General features: G+C 50.4%; 27 protein-coding genes, 1 tRNA gene and 2 pseudogenes. 17 read left to right on the top strand and 13 right to left on the bottom strand.

What is annotated here, in order from left to right:
• Window positions 1–702: 702 nt before the first annotated feature.
• The 13 genes from asnS to ACOTXL_RS23305 all read right to left on the bottom strand — a co-directional run bounded on the left by asnS (window position 703) and on the right by ACOTXL_RS23305 (window position 8,390).
• Window positions 703–2,103, bottom strand: a complete 1,401-nt coding sequence (gene asnS, locus ACOTXL_RS23365; protein ID WP_003858191.1) for an asparagine--tRNA ligase — start codon at window positions 2,101–2,103, stop codon at window positions 703–705.
• A 168-nt stretch (window positions 2,104–2,271) separates the two neighbouring features.
• On the bottom strand, window positions 2,272–3,474 hold the full coding sequence (pncB, locus tag ACOTXL_RS23360; RefSeq protein WP_003858188.1) for a nicotinate phosphoribosyltransferase: 1,203 nt from the start codon (window positions 3,472–3,474) through the stop codon (window positions 2,272–2,274).
• A gap of 184 nt (window positions 3,475–3,658) precedes the next feature.
• A complete protein-coding gene (locus ACOTXL_RS23355; RefSeq protein WP_032665345.1) occupies window positions 3,659–4,951 on the bottom strand; it encodes a tyrosine-type recombinase/integrase in 1,293 nt (430 codons plus the stop codon).
• 44 nt (window positions 4,952–4,995) lie between these two features.
• Window positions 4,996–5,244, bottom strand: coding sequence for an excisionase family protein (locus ACOTXL_RS23350; protein WP_015570952.1), 249 nt, complete (start codon window positions 5,242–5,244; stop codon window positions 4,996–4,998).
• Window positions 5,245–5,251: 7 nt separating this feature from the next.
• Window positions 5,252–5,398: a hypothetical protein gene (locus ACOTXL_RS23345; RefSeq protein ID WP_086523924.1), complete on the bottom strand. Its 147-nt coding sequence runs from the start codon at window positions 5,396–5,398 to the stop codon at window positions 5,252–5,254.
• Window positions 5,395–5,619, bottom strand: coding sequence for a hypothetical protein (locus ACOTXL_RS23340; protein ID WP_032665346.1), 225 nt, complete (start codon window positions 5,617–5,619; stop codon window positions 5,395–5,397). The genes ACOTXL_RS23345 and ACOTXL_RS23340 overlap by 4 nt, the downstream gene beginning before the upstream one ends.
• On the bottom strand, window positions 5,620–6,033 hold the full coding sequence (locus ACOTXL_RS23335; protein WP_015570950.1) for a hypothetical protein: 414 nt from the start codon (window positions 6,031–6,033) through the stop codon (window positions 5,620–5,622). It lies immediately after the preceding gene.
• Window positions 6,030–6,251 (bottom strand): hypothetical protein, encoded by a 222-nt coding sequence (locus ACOTXL_RS23330; RefSeq protein ID WP_072223400.1) that lies wholly within the window; start codon window positions 6,249–6,251, stop codon window positions 6,030–6,032. The genes ACOTXL_RS23335 and ACOTXL_RS23330 overlap by 4 nt, the downstream gene beginning before the upstream one ends.
• Window positions 6,223–6,630, bottom strand: a complete 408-nt coding sequence (locus tag ACOTXL_RS23325; RefSeq protein WP_015570949.1) for a hypothetical protein — start codon at window positions 6,628–6,630, stop codon at window positions 6,223–6,225. Before ACOTXL_RS23325 ends, ACOTXL_RS23330 begins: the two co-directional genes overlap by 29 nt.
• A complete protein-coding gene (locus ACOTXL_RS23320; RefSeq protein WP_032665858.1) occupies window positions 6,623–6,847 on the bottom strand; it encodes a hypothetical protein in 225 nt (74 codons plus the stop codon). The genes ACOTXL_RS23325 and ACOTXL_RS23320 overlap by 8 nt, the downstream gene beginning before the upstream one ends.
• 176 nt (window positions 6,848–7,023) lie before the next feature.
• Window positions 7,024–7,215, bottom strand: coding sequence for a hypothetical protein (locus tag ACOTXL_RS23315; protein WP_015570948.1), 192 nt, complete (start codon window positions 7,213–7,215; stop codon window positions 7,024–7,026).
• On the bottom strand, window positions 7,205–7,513 hold the full coding sequence (locus ACOTXL_RS23310) for a hypothetical protein (RefSeq protein ID WP_015570947.1): 309 nt from the start codon (window positions 7,511–7,513) through the stop codon (window positions 7,205–7,207). The genes ACOTXL_RS23315 and ACOTXL_RS23310 overlap by 11 nt, the downstream gene beginning before the upstream one ends.
• A gap of 175 nt (window positions 7,514–7,688) precedes the next feature.
• Window positions 7,689–8,390, bottom strand: a complete 702-nt coding sequence (locus ACOTXL_RS23305) for an XRE family transcriptional regulator (protein WP_015570946.1) — start codon at window positions 8,388–8,390, stop codon at window positions 7,689–7,691.
• Window positions 8,391–8,514: 124 nt separating this feature from the next.
• Between ACOTXL_RS23305 and ACOTXL_RS23300 the strand changes: the two genes are divergently transcribed.
• The 17 genes and pseudogenes from ACOTXL_RS23300 to ACOTXL_RS23220 all read left to right on the top strand — a co-directional run.
• On the top strand, window positions 8,515–8,742 hold the full coding sequence (locus tag ACOTXL_RS23300) for a transcriptional regulator (protein WP_015570945.1): 228 nt from the start codon (window positions 8,515–8,517) through the stop codon (window positions 8,740–8,742).
• A 1-nt stretch (window position 8,743) separates the two neighbouring features.
• Window positions 8,744–9,037: a hypothetical protein gene (locus tag ACOTXL_RS23295; RefSeq protein WP_015570944.1), complete on the top strand. Its 294-nt coding sequence runs from the start codon at window positions 8,744–8,746 to the stop codon at window positions 9,035–9,037.
• A gap of 426 nt (window positions 9,038–9,463) precedes the next feature.
• Complete coding sequence (locus ACOTXL_RS23290) at window positions 9,464–11,083, top strand: DEAD/DEAH box helicase (protein ID WP_045350170.1); 1,620 nt, start codon at window positions 9,464–9,466, stop codon at window positions 11,081–11,083.
• Window positions 11,080–12,057, top strand: a complete 978-nt coding sequence (locus ACOTXL_RS23285; protein ID WP_015570943.1) for a toprim domain-containing protein — start codon at window positions 11,080–11,082, stop codon at window positions 12,055–12,057. The genes ACOTXL_RS23290 and ACOTXL_RS23285 overlap by 4 nt, the downstream gene beginning before the upstream one ends.
• Complete coding sequence (locus tag ACOTXL_RS23280) at window positions 12,054–12,836, top strand: antitermination protein (protein ID WP_015570942.1); 783 nt, start codon at window positions 12,054–12,056, stop codon at window positions 12,834–12,836. Before ACOTXL_RS23285 ends, ACOTXL_RS23280 begins: the two co-directional genes overlap by 4 nt.
• 273 nt (window positions 12,837–13,109) lie before the next feature.
• Complete coding sequence (locus tag ACOTXL_RS23275) at window positions 13,110–13,535, top strand: tellurite resistance TerB family protein (protein WP_015570939.1); 426 nt, start codon at window positions 13,110–13,112, stop codon at window positions 13,533–13,535.
• The gene (locus tag ACOTXL_RS23270) at window positions 13,532–13,687 is read left to right on the top strand and encodes a DUF3927 family protein (protein ID WP_032665350.1); all 156 of its coding nucleotides are present in this window, start codon (window positions 13,532–13,534) and stop codon (window positions 13,685–13,687) included. The genes ACOTXL_RS23275 and ACOTXL_RS23270 overlap by 4 nt, the downstream gene beginning before the upstream one ends.
• A 177-nt stretch (window positions 13,688–13,864) precedes the next feature.
• Window positions 13,865–13,941, top strand: a tRNA-Arg gene (locus ACOTXL_RS23265).
• Window positions 13,942–14,412: 471 nt separating this feature from the next.
• Window positions 14,413–14,802, top strand: coding sequence for a phage holin family protein (locus tag ACOTXL_RS23260; RefSeq protein ID WP_017384387.1), 390 nt, complete (start codon window positions 14,413–14,415; stop codon window positions 14,800–14,802).
• Window positions 14,792–15,070 (top strand): phage holin family protein, encoded by a 279-nt coding sequence (locus tag ACOTXL_RS23255; RefSeq protein ID WP_017384386.1) that lies wholly within the window; start codon window positions 14,792–14,794, stop codon window positions 15,068–15,070. The genes ACOTXL_RS23260 and ACOTXL_RS23255 overlap by 11 nt, the downstream gene beginning before the upstream one ends.
• Window positions 15,070–15,699: a glycoside hydrolase family 19 protein gene (locus ACOTXL_RS23250; RefSeq protein ID WP_032665351.1), complete on the top strand. Its 630-nt coding sequence runs from the start codon at window positions 15,070–15,072 to the stop codon at window positions 15,697–15,699. Before ACOTXL_RS23255 ends, ACOTXL_RS23250 begins: the two co-directional genes overlap by 1 nt.
• 7 nt (window positions 15,700–15,706) lie before the next feature.
• Window positions 15,707–15,976: a hypothetical protein gene (locus ACOTXL_RS23245; protein WP_032665859.1), complete on the top strand. Its 270-nt coding sequence runs from the start codon at window positions 15,707–15,709 to the stop codon at window positions 15,974–15,976.
• A gap of 4 nt (window positions 15,977–15,980) precedes the next feature.
• Window positions 15,981–16,127, top strand: coding sequence for a hypothetical protein (locus ACOTXL_RS23240; RefSeq protein WP_032665352.1), 147 nt, complete (start codon window positions 15,981–15,983; stop codon window positions 16,125–16,127).
• Window positions 16,128–16,405: 278 nt separating this feature from the next.
• Complete coding sequence (locus tag ACOTXL_RS23235; protein ID WP_045350166.1) at window positions 16,406–17,272, top strand: DUF6236 family protein; 867 nt, start codon at window positions 16,406–16,408, stop codon at window positions 17,270–17,272.
• A gap of 192 nt (window positions 17,273–17,464) precedes the next feature.
• A pseudogene (locus tag ACOTXL_RS23230) lies at window positions 17,465–18,697 on the top strand (glycosyltransferase family 2 protein); the annotation flags it as partial.
• A 44-nt stretch (window positions 18,698–18,741) separates the two neighbouring features.
• On the top strand, window positions 18,742–19,554 hold the full coding sequence (locus tag ACOTXL_RS23225; protein WP_234393267.1) for a DUF6453 family protein: 813 nt from the start codon (window positions 18,742–18,744) through the stop codon (window positions 19,552–19,554).
• A 59-nt stretch (window positions 19,555–19,613) separates the two neighbouring features.
• Window positions 19,614–20,100 (top strand): annotated as a pseudogene (locus ACOTXL_RS23220) (phage tail protein); the annotation flags it as partial.

Genomic DNA, 20,100 nt, shown 5'->3' with positions numbered 1-20,100 from the left:
CGCTGAAAATGCCGGCCTTTGAATGGGTTCATGTGCAGCTCCATCAGCAAAAGGGGATGATAAGTTTATCACCACCGACTATTTGCAACAGTGCCTTATTTATTACCCTCATTGGTTTTTTTATGACACTCGCCACTGCCGTCAATAAATTCTGTCAATAAATATTTCCGGAACTATTGATGAGAGTTAGGTGTCTTTATGTGTCTGACAGGCATCTTTCCATTCATAGAACCGTTTCGCTACACTGAAAGTGCTACAATCTTCAAGATTCAGTTACCAAAAGAAAATATATGTAACTAAATATGTATTTTTGGGAACTTTGTGAAGCACCTCAAACTTCAGCGCTTTCTGGTGAATTAAACCTCCGCTTTATTCTTATATATATGATTTCCTTATGTTTAATTTAGCTAAAGGCCTTTCGTATAAACAGAAGTTAAACGGCTCATTTTTTCTTATAATCGACAAAAGCCATCCAGATGGCTGTGAGGGTGGTTGTTTTTTGTGCTATTGCGTAAGGATTGTATTAAGCGCCATAAAAATGGGGTTATTTTTTTATCGCAGGATATTTCGTGGAAACAAAACGTAACAGGTAGAGGTAATCGCGGGGTTGTGGTTTAAAGACGCTTACTTTTGACTGACGAAAACTGACACTGCAGGATAAAATAATGGCCAGCATTTGCTGGCCATTAAGGATTTGGTCGGTTAGAAACTTGCGTTACGCGGTGTGCGTGGGAACGGAATCACATCACGAACGTTCTGAACACCTGTTACGTAAGCAATCAGACGTTCAAAGCCCAGGCCAAAGCCGGAGTGCGGGACGGTGCCGTAGCGACGGAGATCGCGATACCAGCTGTAGTCCGCCGGGTTCAGGCCCATCTCCTGCATACGCGCGTCCAGCACATCCAGTCGCTCTTCACGCTGGGAGCCACCGATAATCTCACCGATGCCCGGCGCCAGCACGTCCATCGCGGCAACGGTTTTACCGTCTTCGTTAAGGCGCATATAGAACGCCTTAATGTCTTTCGGATAATTTTTCACCACAACCGGTGCTTTGAAGTGCTTCTCTGCCAGATAACGTTCGTGCTCGGAGGAGAGATCCACGCCCCAGTAAACCGGGTTTTCGAATTTCTCACCGCATTTTTCCAGGATAGCGACCGCGTCGGTGTAATCCACCTGCGCGAAGTCTGCGGAGACGAAGCGCTCAAGACGGGCGATGGCGTCGTTATCGACACGCTCAGCGAAGAATTTCATGTCGTCTGCGCGCTCTTCGAGAACCGCTTTGAACACGTATTTCAGCATCGCTTCTGCCAGGCCTGCCACGTCATTCAGATCGGCAAAGGCCACTTCCGGCTCCAGCATCCAGAATTCCGCCAGGTGACGGCTGGTGTTGGAGTTTTCCGCACGGAAGGTTGGGCCGAAGGTATAGATCTTAGACAGCGCACAGGCGTAGGTTTCGCCGTTCAGCTGGCCAGAAACCGTCAGGAAGGCTTCTTTACCAAAGAAGTCTTTGTCGTAATCCACTTTACCTTCCGGCGTACGCGGCAGGTTTTCCATATCCAGCGTTGAAACGCGGAACATTTCACCTGCGCCTTCGGTATCGGATGCCGTGATCAGCGGAGTAGAAACCCAGAAGTAACCCTGCTCGTCAAAGAAGCGATGCAGCGCCTGCGCCAGCGTATGACGCACGCGGGCAACCGCACCAATCAGGTTGGTGCGCGGACGCAGGTGCGCAACTTCACGCAGATATTCGATGCTGTGACGCTTTGCAGCCATCGGATAGGTGTCCGGATCTTCAACCCAGCCGGTCACTTCCACCGAGGTCGCCTGAATTTCGTAGCTCTGACCCTGGCCCGGAGAGGCCACCACAACACCGGTGACGATCACGGAACAGCCGGTTGTCAGGTGCAGAACGTCATCATTGTAATTGGGCAGAGAATTATTAATGACGGCCTGTACAGGATCAAAGCAGGAACCGTCATAGACGGCGAGGAAGGAGATGCCAGCTTTAGAATCTCGGCGAGTACGCACCCATCCGCGCACGGTGACCTCCTGGTCAACGGCGACACGGCCCTGGAGTACGTCGGCTACAGGCACAACGCTCATAATATTCTCTCTGTTAATAGTCGGAAAAAATAAACACTTGTCCGCCCTTATAGGGGGGATATCTATGTTACCTGCCATCCGCTATCAGACAAGTAAATTTCACCGTCTTGAGAGAAGAAATAAGAAATAAATAAGAGAAGGGGAGCCATGAAGGCTCCCCCGAAGCCGTTAACTGGCTTTTTTAACCTGAGGCAGATCGAAGGCTTTACGTAATGCGCGGACAAACGCTTTGTCATGGCAGATGGTTTTGCCAGGGCTGTCGGAGAGCTTCGCGACCGGCTTACCGTTACATTCCACCAGTTTTATAACGATGTTCAGCGGTTTCACCTGAGGGATATCACAGGTTAACCGCGTACCAATCCCGAAACTCAGGTTCACCCGCGATGAGAAATGGCGATAAAGGTCGACGGCTTTTGCCAGGTCAAGGTTATCGGAGAAGACCAGCACCTTACTCATTGGGTCGATACCCAGCTTTTCGTAATGGGCGATGGCTTTCTCACCCCATTCAACCGGGTCCCCGGAATCATGGCGTAACCCCTGGTAGCGTTCGGCAAACTCAGGGCCAAAGTCGCGCAGGAATGCGTCCATGGTAATGCAGTCGGTAAGGGCAATACCCAGCCGATCCGGGTATTCCTCTAGCCACGCGGCGAGGGCGGCGCGCTGGCTGTTGGCAAGGTCAGGGCTGATCTGCTGGTGCGCCTGGAACCATTCGTGCGCCTGGGTGCCCATCGGCGTTAAATCAAGGCGACGTGCCAGATCGTAGTTACTGGTGCCAACGAACCACGGCTCCTGTTGCAGACGTCTGACAATGGCTTCCTGAACCTCGCGAGAGAAGCGGCGGCGCGTGCCAAAGTCCATCAGACGGAAGCGGGACATATCCAGCCCTTCGGTCAGTCTGGAAAACTCAACGAGTTTATTCTCCAGAGCGGCAACCGCCTGCGTCACACCGGTTTCAGGGGAGCGATAGCGGTGGGCCAGCTCGCTGATCACGGCCAGAAGCGGCACTTCCCACATGATCACCTCGCGCCACGGGCCGGTCAGACGAATGTCCAGCTTGCCGTTATCATTGGTGACGGTGACCTGTTCCGGCTTATAGCGGAACTCACGCAGCCAGTTCAGATAGTCCGCTTTAAAGAAAGGCAGGCCTGAAAGCCACTGATATTCGTCATCGGTGAGCGCCAGATGCTGCATGGCCTCGACCTGTTCACGAATGGAATCTGCGTAGATACCCAGCAAGTCGTCACCCCGGCAGCGAAATTCCGCCGCAACATGGACATCATGATAGTGGTGAAACACGGCTTGCTGCATATGCAGCTTGTACGCGTCGGTATCCAGCAACGTATGCAGAACCGGAGAAGCGAATTGAGTCATAGGTGCGCTGTAGCATCCTCTCACGGGAGCGTTTAGTACAATAAACAACTCCGGAGTATACCCTGTTTAGTGATTTATTGAACCCCGATCACAACATAAGCACACTTTATGGTCGAGAGCATTTCGTGCCCCGTGTTATAAAAATGTAGCGATACGACTGCTAACCACTTGAATTTTAGGTTTTCTACTGCGCTATTACCATGCTTTGGGGCAGTGATGGGGCAAAGCGTGAAAGCGTCTGGTTGAGCAGAGAAACCTGATCGGCGCTCTTCTCTGACATCCACTTTCCATACACCTTGTAAACCATCTGTGCATCGGTATGCCCCATCTGAGTTGCTATAAAGTTTGGGTTAGCACCAGCTGATAATGACCAGCACGCATAGGTATGTCGTGACTGATACGCGTTGCGGTAACGAATACCGGCTCGCTTGATTATCGGGGCCCAAATTTTATTAATCGAATTAACCGCGTAGTGATATCCTGTGCGAGGTCCACGTTTGACGCATTGAGGGCTGAACACGAAAGTGCAGGGTTGAATGACAGATTGTCCGTACTCCCGCAGCTTCACTTCAACCTCAAACTGCCGGCCAAGGCGTGTCAACTGGGCCTGATTCCTCAGGGCATCAATAGCTGGTTGTATGAGATAAATCACCCTGTCAGTGCCCGCCTCGGTTTTTGGCAGGGTGAACTCATACGTTTGGGTCAGGTTACGCTTAACCGTAATGGTGCCCGCAGTGAGATCGATATCTTCCCATGCAAGACCACATAATTCCCCATGCCTCATTCCGGTATAGACGGCAACAGTCCAGAGGTTTCGCATCTGCTGGTGTCCGCATGCCTGAATGAACCTGATGAACTCGTCTGTCGTGAGTGGATCAGGTTCGTCTTTTGCCTTCCTGAGACGGTTAATTCCGCTAAACGGGTTTTCCTTTGCGTAGCCGTTATCAGCTGCAAACTGGAAGATCTCGGCCATCAGCATCATGTAATTATTCACCGTGGACGATTTCCGGCCTTTTACCTGTGTCCGGTGATCCTTCTTCATTACATGGAAACCCGTCAGCAACTCCTTTCTGACATACAGCAAATCTTCAGTGGTCACCGCAGAAACCATTTTATTTTCGCCGATGCGCGGAAGCATATTTTTTATGATGGACTCGTACCTACTCATGGTATTAGAGCTGATCTCCATTCTCTTCAGTTCCGACCATCTTTCGGTAAGCTCCAGCACAGTAACTTCCTTTCTATCCTGACCGAACCGGGCAAGGTTCGGTGAGTTTGGGAATTTTTCTGCATAGTTAAAATTCCCCATTCTTATCGCAAAACAAACCGAAGAACGCAGCTCACCAGCTATCTTGCGATTTTTTGCAGTGTCAGGGACACCGAGGTTTTCCCTGACACGTTTACCTTTATATAGAAACCAGATGCGGAGCGAACCGCCATGGTTTTCGACGCCTGTCGGGTATGATGCATTAGCCATTGATCCCTCCTGACGTCCAGGAGCGTGGACGAGTGTACTGCTTTTCATGCTGTCTTCGCACCTGGTTGATTTTTTTTCTGCGCCTCGATCCACTGATCAACGGCTTTCCTGTTGTACATGCATTCGCTCGAAGGCTTGGGATTGCCATCTGGTGAAATGTGCAGGTACTCGCGGCCGAGCATCCAGGATTCTTTTCTGGCGCGGGTGATGGTTCCGGGCTTGAGCCCGGTAACCGCAATCAGAACCTTTTCGCTAACCCAGTCATTCGGTACCAGAAGAACAACGTTGCTCATAATCACCTCACACTACATCCAGGCCACGGCAGTGGCACCACACTTCAAACATCCGCTTAACCACTTCCCGGCAATAAAGCCCCTGAATATCCCGTGTCAGGTCGTAACGATTTCCGTATCGCATACGTACCCATATTTCAAACGCTGTATTCATCGTGCCGCCTCCCTGATTGCAGTTCTGTAAGCGCGTAATGCATCACGGCTTTTACCTGAAATAACCGTTTTCAGGATGAAAGTTCCGTGCCGTGAACTCACTACGGTTGGCACCAGAAACAGAGTGTTTTCAACTACCCTGTTATGCTTCCGGTACTCGAATACGGTGCTGGAGATAACGATATTTGCTACAGCGCCATAGTCCTGGTATTGGATTTTCATTCAGCGTACCCCGGCAGGCTTTGTTGCTTTGAGTTCGTCACGTTCTTTGACGTAGCGCTCGTGCATCGCGTCCCATTTTTCACACCATTTTTCCATTTCTCGCTTGCGCGCCAGAATACGACGCAGACGGCGAACACAACGCTGGTGGGCGGCCAAATACTCAGCCTTTGTTTCACCGTCTCGCCAAACCTCCATATCAGCCCGATCAATACGCTCCCGCGGGTGACGCTGCGGAAACCCTGAACGCTCAAAAGCCTCGGTGGTCATGAAGAAAGCCAGATAGCGAATCGCCGTATCTCGCGTGAAGCATTTTTTAGTGCGGCCGTGACGTACTGCCACGAACAGTGGGCCAACTGGCGTATCGTGTTTCTGTAATGCCAGGTCAATCATGCTTACGGTGCGTTTATCGTTCATTTCCGGTCCTTAACTTTGCTGTATCGTTCGTGACTCATTACTTCCCTGTTCTTTCCGCCATCGCGGGAGAGTAGCCGCCAGCGATGGTTAACTTTGAGGCTCAAATTCCCGGAGCCGTGCATTCGGCAGGGGTGAATGCGCCTTGCCCTGAACTGGCTTAAAACGTGTACCGCTTTGAGGTGAACCCACTCAGGAATTCGTATCGCTGTAAGTGCCATCAGATCCCCCCATTTCATGACCCTCCGTTTTCGGAGCCTCCACTTTTTGTTTTTTGACGAACTCAACCAGCTCAGAAATGTGCTCGTCGATTAACTCCTTCCCGCTATCCGTAAGGAATTCACCGCTGCCATTAACATCAACAGCGCTGCTGTAAATTCCCTTGATAGCTTTTACGCCTTCGACATTCCCGTACTCACTGATCGCAAGCCTTTCGAATTTTCTCAATAATCCATCGAGAAGAATCTCTGTTAACTCGACCGTGTTAATGCCGCCTTTATTGAGTTTAATAACAAGGCAGTTACTGCCTGTTTTACGCTGGTGGCGTAATAACGCTGCTTTTAAAATTCGGCGGCGATATGTCTCGATTAATTTATCCATTGCGGCGAGCCTCCTCCTCTAAGCTCATAACAATTTCCTCTTCTTTTTCGGTCCAATCATGAATTTCGCCAGCAATGTCATAAACAAGAGAGCAAATAGTTTTAAGTTGGAAATGGTCCAGTTTGTCGTGGTATTCAAATAAAGTTTGCGATAGACCAGCCAGTTGCTCGGCTTTGATATTAACCCCCTGAATGTCTTGGCGTTGCTGTATAGTCATGATTATCTCCCATAAGCTTTTTTTAAAAATAAAATTGCTATATCCCAATAACCTGCGCTGCACATCATCGTTGCTGTCTTAAAGGCGTCTTTATTTCTCATAATGCCCACCCAAAAAAAGTGTGTGAGATTCCACAGCAATTAAGCTGAAATAAATGGTTAAAATTAGTTTTTTTATTACTTCGATTTTATGGCTTGTTCTTCTATGAACCAAGCGCATACATCGCCAGTTAACTTGCTAAGTAGCGAAGCTATAGCTTCAATTTCTGTGCAGTCCATTTTGTTAGGGTACACTTCCATCATGCGGCAAATTATTTCTGCTTGATGGGCCTTTTCTTTTGCTTGTTCTAAAGAAAATTCATGCGCCATGAGTGCCATCCTTTACGCCAGAAAGATAAGTTGCGGTTTGTGAGATTTTGTTAGTAGCAATTGCCAGGTCTGCCAAGTCATAAATAATGGCTGATAGATTGCGAATTTTTTCATTATCTTTCTCTTCTTCCAGAGACATACTGAAAATCGATTCGCTTAAATGACGAATTGCTTCGATAGTCGAAATGGTTTTTGAATCACAATCATCTGCAACATCAGCATAGTTAATATCCGGATCTTGATTGGTAAATCTGAAATCAGGGATATCAATAAGCTGAATAATATTTCTAGTGGTCATAGGGTGATACCTCTTGTTTAAACCGCCAATCACTTAGGTTGTAATTAGGATGGCCTGGATGAAACGAGGTGTCAACTACTTAAGTAATTTTTTATTAATCGCTATGGTAGTTTGTTGTGTTGTAAGGATAAAAAAAAGGCCGCTAAAGCGGCCCGAGCAGTGGGGTGGGAGAGGGTTATCCGAAGCGTTTAAATTCTGCTGATTGTTTGATTAGTACTTTGCCAAGGACGTAGAACTGACCTTCATCGCTCTCCTCAATCTCCCAAGAGTTATATAGCTTGTTATCAGAAAGGACCATCAAACTTGTTTTAAGCATTTGTAATCGCTTGATATGAATAGTCTTCCCAAAAATAAAGACATAGATCCCATCGCCTTCGAAATGATTGACCGAAGTATCGACGAAAACAAAATCACCAGGGTCAATGGTTCCCTCCATGCTGTCGCCATTTACAGTAATGACCTTGATAGCATGGGCTGGTCGGTTACCAAACATAAGCCTTGCCTGCTCTTCGGTGTACTCTATAGCCCTTATTGTCTCTATAAACTCAGAGGACACGAAGGTTCCGGGACCTGCGCTGGCTTGAACATCCAGAACGTCCACACGATAGGTGTCTCTTGCTGGCTCGTGTGAAATAGACTCCTCGGCCTCAGTAAGCCCTACCACGTATTTGGGGCCTTCACCTGAGGAAAGCCACTCAGGTCTAACCCCAAGGACCTGGGATAACTGGACAGTCTTTCGTGATCCGCTCGCCGCGCCTGAAGTAAGCTTCCAGATGCTGGATTGAGACATCCCCACCGCTTTTGCAAGGGATGCTTGTGTAAAGCCAGCTTCTTTCATTGCTTCGACTAACCGGGCTGAGTATGTGTTGTTGTTCATTCTAATTACTCCATAAGTTGTTAAAAACTTAGCTTAAACGACCTTTTAAGTCAAAAAGTAATTAGACACCTTGCTTACAACTAGCATAATCGCTAAAGTAATATTTAATTACTAAGGGGGTTTTATGATTTCAGAGCCAATCGACATTGCCATCCGGCGGGCAGGTAGCCAGGGGGCGCTGGCTAAGCTTTGCGGCGTCTCTCAGGCAACAGTATGGAAATGGCGCCATGGAAAAAAAGTTAAAGCAGAGCACGTTCTAAGAATTGTTGCCGCTGCTGAAGGACAAGTTGCCGCATATCAAATCAGACCTGACTTACCGGAGCTATTCCCAAAGCCAGAAAAAGAGCAGTGATATGGCACTTGATTATCAACCGGTTGATATGCCAGTGGCTTTTAGCCAGGCCGATGCCGAATGGATCAAGCAGCAGTTACTGAGCCTAACGGCAGCAGCACGACAAAAAGCCATTCAGCGTTATGCAGCTGTGTATCAGGAATCGTTCGAAGCCGAGCCCGCTTCATACCGCAAGGAGAACCGGGCAAGGCATGAAGCAAATATGCGGCTTCGCCTGTTTGTGAGAAATCACGGCAGGGCTTTACAGGGGTATACCGCCGAACCTCCCCTGGCCGGAACGCCAACGCGTTCCTGATTGTTGCGGGTTTAAAGGTACCCGGACAAGAACAGGCTTAAAGGTGCCTGTTCAGGTTGGCAACCAACTGACCCAACTCCTCATTCGTACTAGGCAGGTAGTACGTTTTTATGGGGGAGAGGGAAAGGGGGGGTAAGGGGGGGATTGGGTGCAGGGGCAGGAATAGGGTCTTTTCCAACAGGAGAGATCCATTGGTTAAGTAGATCACTGTCTTAAAGGCGAAATTAAAAAAACGCCTGTATCAGCAAGGTAGTACAAAGCGCTCAGGCGCTGAGAAAAAAGGGTTCTTTCTGGAAGAGTGATTTTTCAGGGGAACTGATTCAGAAGGGAGGCTGGCAGCCTTTGGGGAGGCCACCAGCCATGTGAGGGGGAATCCATGAAAACCACATCACAAAATTATTATCTCATTACCGCGGGGTCCGCACAATGCAGCTGACGATCACACCTAATTTTGCACAGGAACGAGCCCTTAACCAGCTGCGCCGTAACTGGAAGGATACAGAAACCTTCATGATGTACTCGCCGACGGGCAGTGGTAAAACAGGACTTGCCGCCTTCATCGTTGCCGGGTTCGTCAGTCGTGGCATGCGGGTAATGTTTTGCGCGCCTTACCAGATCCTCATTACCCAAACCGCAAAGCGTTTTGTGGAGTACGGGTTGCCGGGTGATGAAATCGGCTATGTCTGGGCGGATCACCCAAACTACGATCCTTCCCTCAAAATACAAATTGCCAGCGCTGATACGCTTATTCGTCGCGTGTTCCCTGACAATATCGATCTGCTGATTATCGACGAAGCGCACCTGCGAAAAAAACGCATTCTGAAGGATATCGAACGCCTGCGCGAAAAAGGCGTGAAAGTGATTGGCCTTTCGGGGACACCATTTTCCCCGTTCCTGGGCAAATACTATGACCGACTGATTAAGCCAACCACCATCGGCGAGCTGATCCAGCGCGGCGACCTTAGTAAATACGAATTTTACGCGCCAACTAAGCCGGATCTGAAGGGCGTTAAAACCTCTCCGTCTCTCCAGTACGGCACCGACTACAACGAGACTCAACTGGCGGAGATCATGTGTGGTTCCACGCTGGTTGGCGATATCGTCCAGAACTGGCTTGAGAATGGCCGGGATCTGCCGACAATCGCTTTCTGCGTCAATGTGGCCCATGCCAATTATCTGACCATCCAGTTCAACCAGGCTGGTGTTAATGCCGAGGTGATGACCGCAGACACTCCGGCCGAAGAGCGACAGACCATCATCCATCGCTTTGAGACTGGGGCCACAAAAATCATAGTCAGCGTGGGCGTGCTGGTGGCCGGGTTCGACAGCGATGTTCGCTGCATCATCTACGCCAGGCCAACTAAGAGCGAAATTCGCTGGTTACAGGCGATCGGGCGAGGCCTGCGCACGGCGCCAGGCAAGGATTCCTGCCTTATCTTCGATCACAGCGGCACTGTGCACCGCCTCGGTTATCCGGACTCTATCGAATATGACGATCTCCCGGGCAAATCTGACGGGATGGAAGAGGGCGCGCGCCGGGCCGCTGAGGAAAGAGCGGAGAAGCTGCCGCACGAATGTTCGCAATGCCACTTCATGAAACCTGCTGGTGTTTATGTATGCCCGAACTGTGGTCACAAACCTCTGGCCGGTGAGGACATTGATACCGACACCGGGCGAAAACTCAAAAAGCTGGGTGGCGAGCAGCGACAGCCAACCAAGGCAGAGAAACAGGCCTGGTGGAGCCAGATCAAATTTTATCAGCGCCAGCGCGTATCGATGGGGAAAAAGCCTGTCAGCGATGCCTGGTGTGCTCACACCTTCCGTGAACGCTTTGGGGAGTGGCCGAACGGCCTGAGTGATTACCCCATGGATATCACACCGACAGTTTCAAACTTCATTACGCACAAGCTGATCGCCTTCGCTAGGCAACGTGAAAAAGAGCAGCGCCTGCAAAAGCAGGCAGAAGAGCAGCCGAACCCGGCAAGAGTTCAGCAGGCGCTTAAACACGTCAGCGACATCAGACAGCAGTTAGGAAAAAGAGCATGAAAACGGTAGAAGCAGCAAAAGGCCATTGGGCCATGATTTTTGAGCATTACGGACTGCCGCCGATCACCGGGAAAAACCACTTTAGGGGGAAATGCCCGCTCTGCGATTCGATTGGTAAATTCCGTATCGATGACCGTGACGGAGCTGGAACATGGATCTGCACCTGCGGTAGCGGTGATGGTATCAAGCTGGTGACCCAAACCCAGGGAAAACCATTTAATGAGGTTTGCCGCGAAATTGATGAGCTGATTGGTAATACGTTCCGCCGCGAAAGTATCCCTAAAACCAGCAACGCTGGCAGCCTGCGTAAAAGAGTGCTGAGCAAATTTGCAAAACTGGCGCCGCTGCGAGGATCTTCTGGAGCTGATTATCTTAATGCGCGCGGCATTTACCAGCTTCCTCAAGAGGCTATCAGGTTTAACGAAAAGGAACGCTACGGAGGGAAGGTTTTTCAGTCGCTGTATTCTCTCGCCACTGATGACAAAGGAGAACTTTGCTATCTGCACAGAACTTTGCTGGACGGTAATCGGAAAGCTCAGCTGAAGGATTCAGTTGGTGCAAAACGCCAGAAATCTCTTCAGGAAGAGAGCTATCTGGATCACGCTCGTTCAGTTGCAATCCGGATGTTCCCGGTCGCCAGCACGCTTGGCATTGCGGAAGGTATCGAAACCGCTTTGTCATGCAAGCAACTCTACAAAGTAAACACATGGGCAACCATGACCAGCGGATTCATGAAGAAATTCCGTGTGCCAGCTGGCGTAAAGAACTTCATCATTTTTGCAGACCGTGACATCAACAGTGCTACCGGTTTAGCGGCTGCTATGGAATGTGCTCATGCCAATTTGATGGCAAAAAACGACCTCGATAAGGTCAGTATCTACTGGCCGGATAACGGGGACTTTAACGACATGCTCATGAACGGCGATCAGGTTCGTGAAATGGTTTTCTATAAAAAACAGCAGGTGGCCGCATGAAACTGGAAGCAGCACTCAAACATTTTAGTCCTCAGGGAATGCATATCAGCGACGATGTAAAGGGAACCTCTCCGGATCGTCTCACGGGCACTGATGTTATGGCGGCGATTGGTACCACCAGCAGCCGTGCACGCTTCGGCCTGGCTGCTTTCTTCGGCAAGTCCGGCATCAGCAAAACAGATGAACAGCTCGCAGTTCAGGCGCTGGCGCAGGTTGCTATCAAAAACGCTCCTAAAAATGTCCGCAAAGCCGCTGGCGACAAGCTCGGAGCATGCATGTTGACGCTGGCGCAGTTTGCCTTTGCTGATTACTCCCGTTCGGCGGCTACCAGCGTGACATGTCACAGTTGCAGCGGTACCGGTTTTATCTCCGGGAATGAGGATGTGGTTAAACATCCTGGTATCTTCGACGATGACGGTGCCGAAGTGGTGGCCCCGAAGATTAAAAATGAGCTGGTGAAAAGGGTTTGCGAAACCTGCGGAGGGAAAAAGGTAATCCTTGCGCGGTGCAGATGCGGCGGTAAAGGTGAAGTGCTGGATCGCAAAGCGACCAAAGAACGTGGCGCACCGGTTTTCAAAACGTGTGAACGTTGCTCAGGTAATGGCTTCTCTGCTATCTCCTCGGCGACGGTACACCGTGCCATTCTGAAGCGTCTCCCGGACCTCCATCAGTCCTCATGGTCACGCAACTGGAAACCCTTTTATGAAATGCTGGTGGACACCCTGCGCCAGTGGGAGCGTCACGCGGCAGTAGAATTTGAGAAGGCAACAACTTATTAATAGGATCGGAGCAAATGGCGACACTTTTTTGCACGTTAGTGTTGACTTTGCATAAAAATGTCCTGTATGCTTTCCATCGTGGGATATTACGCCTACACGACACCAAACCCGCCTCAGTGCAGGTTTTTTTATGTCCGAAATTCTTCGCGCCACGCTCGGCGCAATTCAACCACAGAGCCTTTCAGGGGTGAGCCATAGGGAACGGTCGGTGTGACTGTCTCTGTGGGCTGATCATTCCTGAGCGCTGGCTCACCCGCTAAAAGGAAAGTCACTATGTTCGGTATCTTCAAAAAGAAAGCACGTAAAGCTGTTGTCGAAGTTAAGAAAATGGAAAACCGCGACGCGGTTGAAGCTACGGTGTGGGGTGCTTACTCCATTGCGTATGCCGACGGCACATGCGATGCGAAAGAAATCGCCACTCTGGAAAAAACCATTTCAGCATTGCCTGCTTTCGCACCGTTCGCTGGTGAGATCGCACAGATGAGTAGCAATATCCGTGCTCGCTATGAAGCTTCGCCGCGCTCTGCTAATGCTCAGGCGCTGCGCGAACTGGCTGACGTTGCCGGTACAAACGATGCTGTTGATGTTCTTTGCCTGTGCCTTGATGTCGCTGACAACGACGGCATCGGGGAAGAAGAAGAGAAGCAGCTCAAGAAAATTGCGCAGGCGCTGCAACTCCCACTGGACCAGTACCTGTGATCGGGAAATTGCGCTGGGTAGCCGCCGGGGTATTGATGTTCCTGGTGGTTGCCATCGACTTTACCAGCAAAATGATGTCCATCCTTGCTGATGGCCTGCTGGTAGCCGGGGTAATTGCTTTACTCTGGCCCCTGTTTAAATCCAGTAAATAACACTTTGCAAAAGGTCATTTCTGATGGCCTTTGACAGAGTGAATTTTTTCTTCGGTGCTATAGTAAACTGGCATTCGATAATGCTCTCGATACTGATAACACTTGGTGGGGATACACCAACTTCGCAGAGACAACTGCATGACCCATGACCAGCAACCCAATGCTGGTCTTTTTTTTCCGCCATTAGCTCAACTGGAAAGAGCACGGAGCTTCTACCTCTGTGGTTCGGGGTTCGAATCCTCGATGGCGGACCAGTGTCCAATTCGTTAAGCGAGGAAGTTTCTCAACTCTGATTTATGCGCTATTTTTTTATTGTGGTGAATCCCCCTATGCGGAGGGGCGTTCCAGCAGTTACCTGAAAAGGAAACCTCTCAGACGCGGGAATGTTTGCTGGAGTAATTCTCACCGGGAGGCACCCGGCACCACGATAACAATAATATCGAATTGATAATTCCTTGAGAGCCTGCTTTAAACAGCAGGTTTTTTTTTGCTCGTTTCCCGAAGTTACGGCTACGCTAAAGAAGAAGGGGATATATCCGCTGGCAGATGGTTCTCCTGAACAATCAGTGAATCGGCCTCGATACCCGGACGTCACTACCTGTCTTTCGGATGATCTCCTTTCTACCTTCTTGTGATAATCATCACTTTAGCCTGCTCTCGCGAGCGGGCTTTTTTTATTCCCCTCAAATTTCCTGAGAGGGATCACAGCAATAAGAGGGGGCTTAATGTCCGATCCATTAACCGGCACCGGCGCTGTTCTCGGCGGCGGCCTGCTGGGTTCAGTCCTGTACGGCGTCTTTACTCATACAGATTTTGGTGTGGTGTTCGGGGCGTTTGGTGGTGCGGTGTTCTACGTCGCGACAGCCACAAACCTGTCCCGCGCCCGACTGGCAGCATATTTCCTGACGTCGTTTATCGTTGGGGTGCTTGGGGCGGGACTTATTGGCTCACTGCTAAATGCAGCTTCGCACTATGAAAAACCGCTGGATGCACTGGGTGCAGTGATTCTGTCTGCCCTGTGTATAAAAATCCTCACTTATCTTAACAACCAGGACCTGAACAACGTGTTCAAGTTTTTCTCGCGGCTACGTGGGGGAGGGGGAAATGGTAATTGACCCGTCAGCAGTCTTTAATGCGTTTATTTGTGCGGCCATCGTCATCGTGTTGATGTTTTACCAGCGACATGGCGCCCGGCATCGCCCCTTTATTTCTGTCCTGGCGTATATAACCGTGCTGGTTTACGCCGCGATCCCCTTGCAGTTCATCTTCGGCCTTTATCGTGATTCCAGCTGGCTGGTGGTGGTCGCAAACATTCTTATCTTCGCCGCCATCCTGAAGGTTCGTGGAAATATGGCGCGGCTGGTTGATCGTCTGAGGCACTAATGAACCAAACACAATTTCAGAGGGCGGCTGGTATCAGCGCCGGGTTAGCTGCGCGCTGGTTTCCACATATCGACGCCGCTATGAAGGAATACGGCATCACCGCACCGCTCGATCAGGCCATGTTTATTGCCCAGATGGGGCATGAAAGCACCAGATTTACCCGGCTGGTGGAGAACCTGAATTACGCGGTTGAAAACCTAGTACCGACGTTCGGTAGCCACCGCATCACTCAACAGCAGGCCGCTGCACTTGGCAGAACGGCAACGCAACCGGCAAATCAGAAAGCGATCGCCAATCTGGTATACGGTGGTGAGTGGGGAAAAGAACACCTTGGCAATCAGGTTGCCGGTGATGGCTGGAAATATCGCGGTCGCGGGCTGAAACAGGTTACCGGGCTGAGCAACTATCGCAGTTGTGGCCAGGCGTTGAAACTGGACCTTGTTACCCACCCGGAGCTGCTTGAACAGGATGAATACGCCGCGCGCTCAGCTGCATGGTTCTATTCGTCTCGCGGTTGCCTGCTTCATTCCGGCGACGTGGAGCGCGTGACGCTTCTTATCAATGGCGGCAGAAACGGGTTGGATAAACGCCGCGCGCTGTTTAACCTGGCTAAATCCGTTCTGGTGTGAGGTGAATGTGGGTATCGAAACGATAATAGGGCTGGCCGCACTGGTCATTTCCGCCATTGCAGGCGCTTTTGGCCTGGGCCATATTCGCGGCACCAGCAAAGCGGAAGCGAAAGCCGACCAGCAGCGCACCGAAGATAACGCAGCTGCAACGGTCGCAGCAGCCGAACGCCGGGTAGAAGCTACGAAAGAGGCCAGCAATGTACAGCAGACTGTTAACCATATGCCTGGCGACGATGTTGATCGCGAGCTGCGGGACAACTGGACCCGTAAGGGTTGAGGTAGTGGACACGGCTTGCGACTGGGTAAAGCCAATCTACCTGACGGATCACGACATCGACGTTCTTGACCGCCAGACGAAGAAAGACATCCTGGCGCATAACAAAGCGTGGCAGGGGAACTGCCAGAAGGAGAAAGCCGATTTGAAGTAGCAAAGCGGAAAGACCGCAGCCGAAAGGTAATGCAGCAGTCATGATGCTGCCCCGAGTCGCGTAATGGCGAGCAGGTATAGCAGACCGTTGTGAGGGTAAATAAGGGGACATGCTCCGGTAAAGCAGCGCGAACGCCAGACGCGCACCGGTTATAAGCGGCGATGAAGCGACAGCAACTCAATGGTATGAGCGAGCCCACTGCGAGAGTGTGGGCTTCATTAGCTGTATCCGCGTAAAAATGCTAAATTGACCCCACGAAATGTCGCTGGGGAATGGCTATGAAAAGAGGTGTTGTTTTCACGGTACGCGAGCTTCTGAAAGTTAATGGTGGAAAAGGATTCACTACGGGTAGAGGTATTTCTACAGAAGAACTTAATTATTTGATGTTGTACTGGGATAAACTTGTTTCTCCAACTAATAATATTATCCATATTAGTTTAGCAAATGAAGAGGAACTGGAAAATTGTGGAGTCCTTTACCGACCAAAGTTTACCCAACAAGGGGGTATGGATGGTGCTAGGATGACAGAATTTCATGCTTTTACCCATGTAGAAGCTTTAAATATGATGAGAAAAAATGAGCGCGAAGTTGATTGGCGTATGCATTTTTTTAATAACGAAGTTTCAATTCCTCAGGAAGCTGCACAACAAAAAGAAGTTGTGAGATTCGAGTTAGCTGAACTTTTACCAGTTCCACCAAAAGATACACCTCTACAAGAGATACTAGAATTCAAAGAAAGGCGTAGCGACGAACTTCAAGCACTACATGGTTATCTTGATGAACTTTATTTGGAAGTGTTAAATTCGGGCGACTTTAATTTACAACGAGCCAATGCCCTTTCAGGCCTGAGGGCGTCTCTTGAAGATCTTAATAAGTTAAATAGCCAAGGTTGGAGAAGCCCATTAAAATTCAATCTTTCTACAGCTTTTGAATTTGATTTGAACCAGGTAATTAGTGGAGGTGCAACCGCTTATGCAGCCTTAAACTCATCACGACCACTTGAAGTGTTAAGTGTCGGTGCGGTTGTTACATTACTAGGCGGTTTTATCAAAGTTAAGCCTCAACTTCAAAATGTTCTCAAAAATGGCGATCCTAAATTGGCATATCTCACTAACGCTACTAGAGAAGGCATACTTGAAAAGTAAAAAAATAGGTGAAAATTAACATTTAGGATTAGCCTTGCTTATTAGTAAAAAGCCATAATTGAATTGTTATGGCTTTTTTATTGCGCATCGCACGCGCACATTAAAGAAAGTCTTTCAGCTGTGAGCCTGGGCAAACCGTTAACTTTCGGCGGCTTTGCCGTGCGACAGGCTCACGTCTAAAAGGAAAATCAAATGCAGGTCACTATTGATGGTGTTCCGTTTGTGCCTGCCTGCGCTTCAGCGTCACGGATTGGCATTGCCATTACTACCCACAACCGGCCAGACGTTTTAAAACGCGCTATTGAGCAGCACGTGAAACATCTGCCCGCTGGGGCGCTGTTGGTGGTTATCGACGACGGCTCTAAACCTGCCGCCGTAGTACCTGACTGCGTGCAGCTGCGTCGCCATGAAACATCACTTGGCATTGTTGCTTCGAAGAACGCCAGTTTAACAGCGCTGATGGACGCCGGGTGTGAACATCTTTTCCTTTGGGACGATGATGCTTTTCCGATTGCTGATAACTGGCACTTGCCATACATCGAATCACCCGAACCGCACCTGGCTTACCAGTTTCTGGATCTTGCTGGCACGAACAAGCTGAATGACCTTTCTGAGCTTTACCGTGACGATCAGCATGTGGCTTACACCGGGCAGCGCGGCGTGATGCTGTATTACCACCGCAGCGCTATCGAGAAGGTTGGCGGTTTCGATCCGGTTTACGGACGCGGCATGTACGAACACAGTGACCTCGCGCTACGTATCCATAACGCTGGCCTGACGACGTGGGCTTACGGTGATGTGGTCGGTTCAGAAAAGCTAATCCATTCTCTCGATGAGCATGAAGCCGTAGAGCGTTCGGTACCGCGTCCCGACCGACAGGCGCTGGTGGAACGTAACGTGAAGATCCACAACGAACGGCGTGATGCAGGTTTTACTGGTTACGTTGAATACCGCCAGCAGCGTGACGTGGTAATCACAACGCTGCTCACCAGTCAGCCTGACCCGCAGCGCGGCACGAAAATGGCGGCCTCGCCTGACATGCTGAGCAAATGGGCGGCCTCGCTTTGCCAGTGTGGGCGTATAGCGCTGGTAGATGAATTACTGACGGCTCCGACAGATGTTGAGCTATGTCGCGTTCCTGACGTGAAGATGAATGTCTACTTTCGTCGCTGGTTGCACATCTGGCAGCACCTGCGAGATCACCCTGAATACCGGTTCGTCTGGTGTACCGATGGTACTGATGTCGAAATGCTTCGCGCGCCGTGGGAAGAAATGGAGCCAGGGAAGTTGTACGTCGGTTCAGAACCAAAGACCTACGCCGATACCTGGGCAAAGCAGAATCATCCGGAGCGCATCTATCAAGAGTTCATTGAAGAGCATCGCAACGATGTGATGCTAAACGCTGGGCTGCTGGGTGGTACCAGAAAGCCAAGTACGCTGATGTTGCCGGTTATGTTTCCGGGGCGCAGGTGCTGTTTATCCCTCACGCGACGGCTTATCTTGATTCAGGGCTGCTTCATAAAATGAACTCGGTCACCATATCCGGTGGACGCGTGACGCAGAACTCCACGATGAAGGATGTAAGCATCAGTGAGCGTGAAAGTACGTACACGTTCCCCGGTAGCCTCTGGCAGATATTTCCGTCAGGCCAGCGTAGTGGTGTGGGTCTTCTCATCAGCAACAGCACTGACTTCACCTCAATAACCAATGCTACACAGTCAGGACAGTGTATCTGGAAGGGTACCGTCAATGTTCCCACTGGCGGCTGGGCAGTTCCCACGATAGCGGGGTACGACAAGTCCAAATATATTGTCTTTGGGCGCTGCAATAGCGGCAACACCGTCGATTTCGATGGCAACACGGTCAGGTTCTTCAGCCCTCCATCCACCAACGATGATGCTCCAACGACCGGCACGATAGATATTGTCATCTTTGCCAGTGGCGTGGCGCCGCAGCCGGGCACCGGGCTCAACATCTTCAATGCAGCCGGGGCCTGCACGTTTTCAACGACAAAGCGGCCTTTCGTCTACCTCAACCAGCTCTGGACGCCTTCAAAAAATGCCGTGAGCATCGGCAGCGGGTATGTTCCGCTGGGCAGATTCGGGCTGATGGCTCACGAAGTTAATGGCATGTACGTGTATCGAATGTTCGGAATAAAAATACAGAACGGCAGCGCTTCAGTTCAGGGTGGGAAATATCTGGGGCGCGAGCGGTATGCAATTTTTGGTAATGACACGGTAACTCCACTGAACCTTCCCGTTCTTCCCGATATGTACGTCTGAATAAACTGACTTTTTAATCAACCTCGCTCCGGCGGGGTTTTTTATTGCCTGGAGAAAATATGCTTTATAACACTGGCACCATCGCCATTAACGGAAACACCGCAACCGGCACCGGCACGAACTGGACGGCACCTGCCAGCCAGATTCGGGTTGGCCAGACGTTGTTTGTTCTTTCTAACCCGGTACAGATGTTTCAGATCACGGCCATCAACAGTGCGACGTCACTGACGGTTACGCCTGCCGCGTCTCCGGCGCTGAGCGGCCAGAAGTACGGCATTCTTGTTACTGATAGTCTCTCAGTCGACGGCCTGGCGCAGAGCATGTCTCAGCTCATCAACGAGTACGGCGAGAACATCGGCGCCTGGGAGACGTTCGCCACCACCTCAGCAAACCAGAACATCACCGTCACCATCAACGGCGTACGCGTGACCATTCCTGCGATCGGCAAACTGGTCCAGAAAGGGAGCAATGCGGCGGTTGGAGTTTCGGACGGCGGGACCGGGGCAACGAATGCCGCTGACGCTCGCGCAAACCTCGGTTTGGGAA

This window comes from Enterobacter cloacae complex sp. IR5402, assembly GCF_049238125.1.
Lineage (GTDB): Bacteria > Pseudomonadota > Gammaproteobacteria > Enterobacterales > Enterobacteriaceae > Enterobacter > Enterobacter hormaechei_C.
Note: the sequence above shows the minus strand (reverse complement) of the source record. Positions and strands in the feature narration are given on the sequence as shown.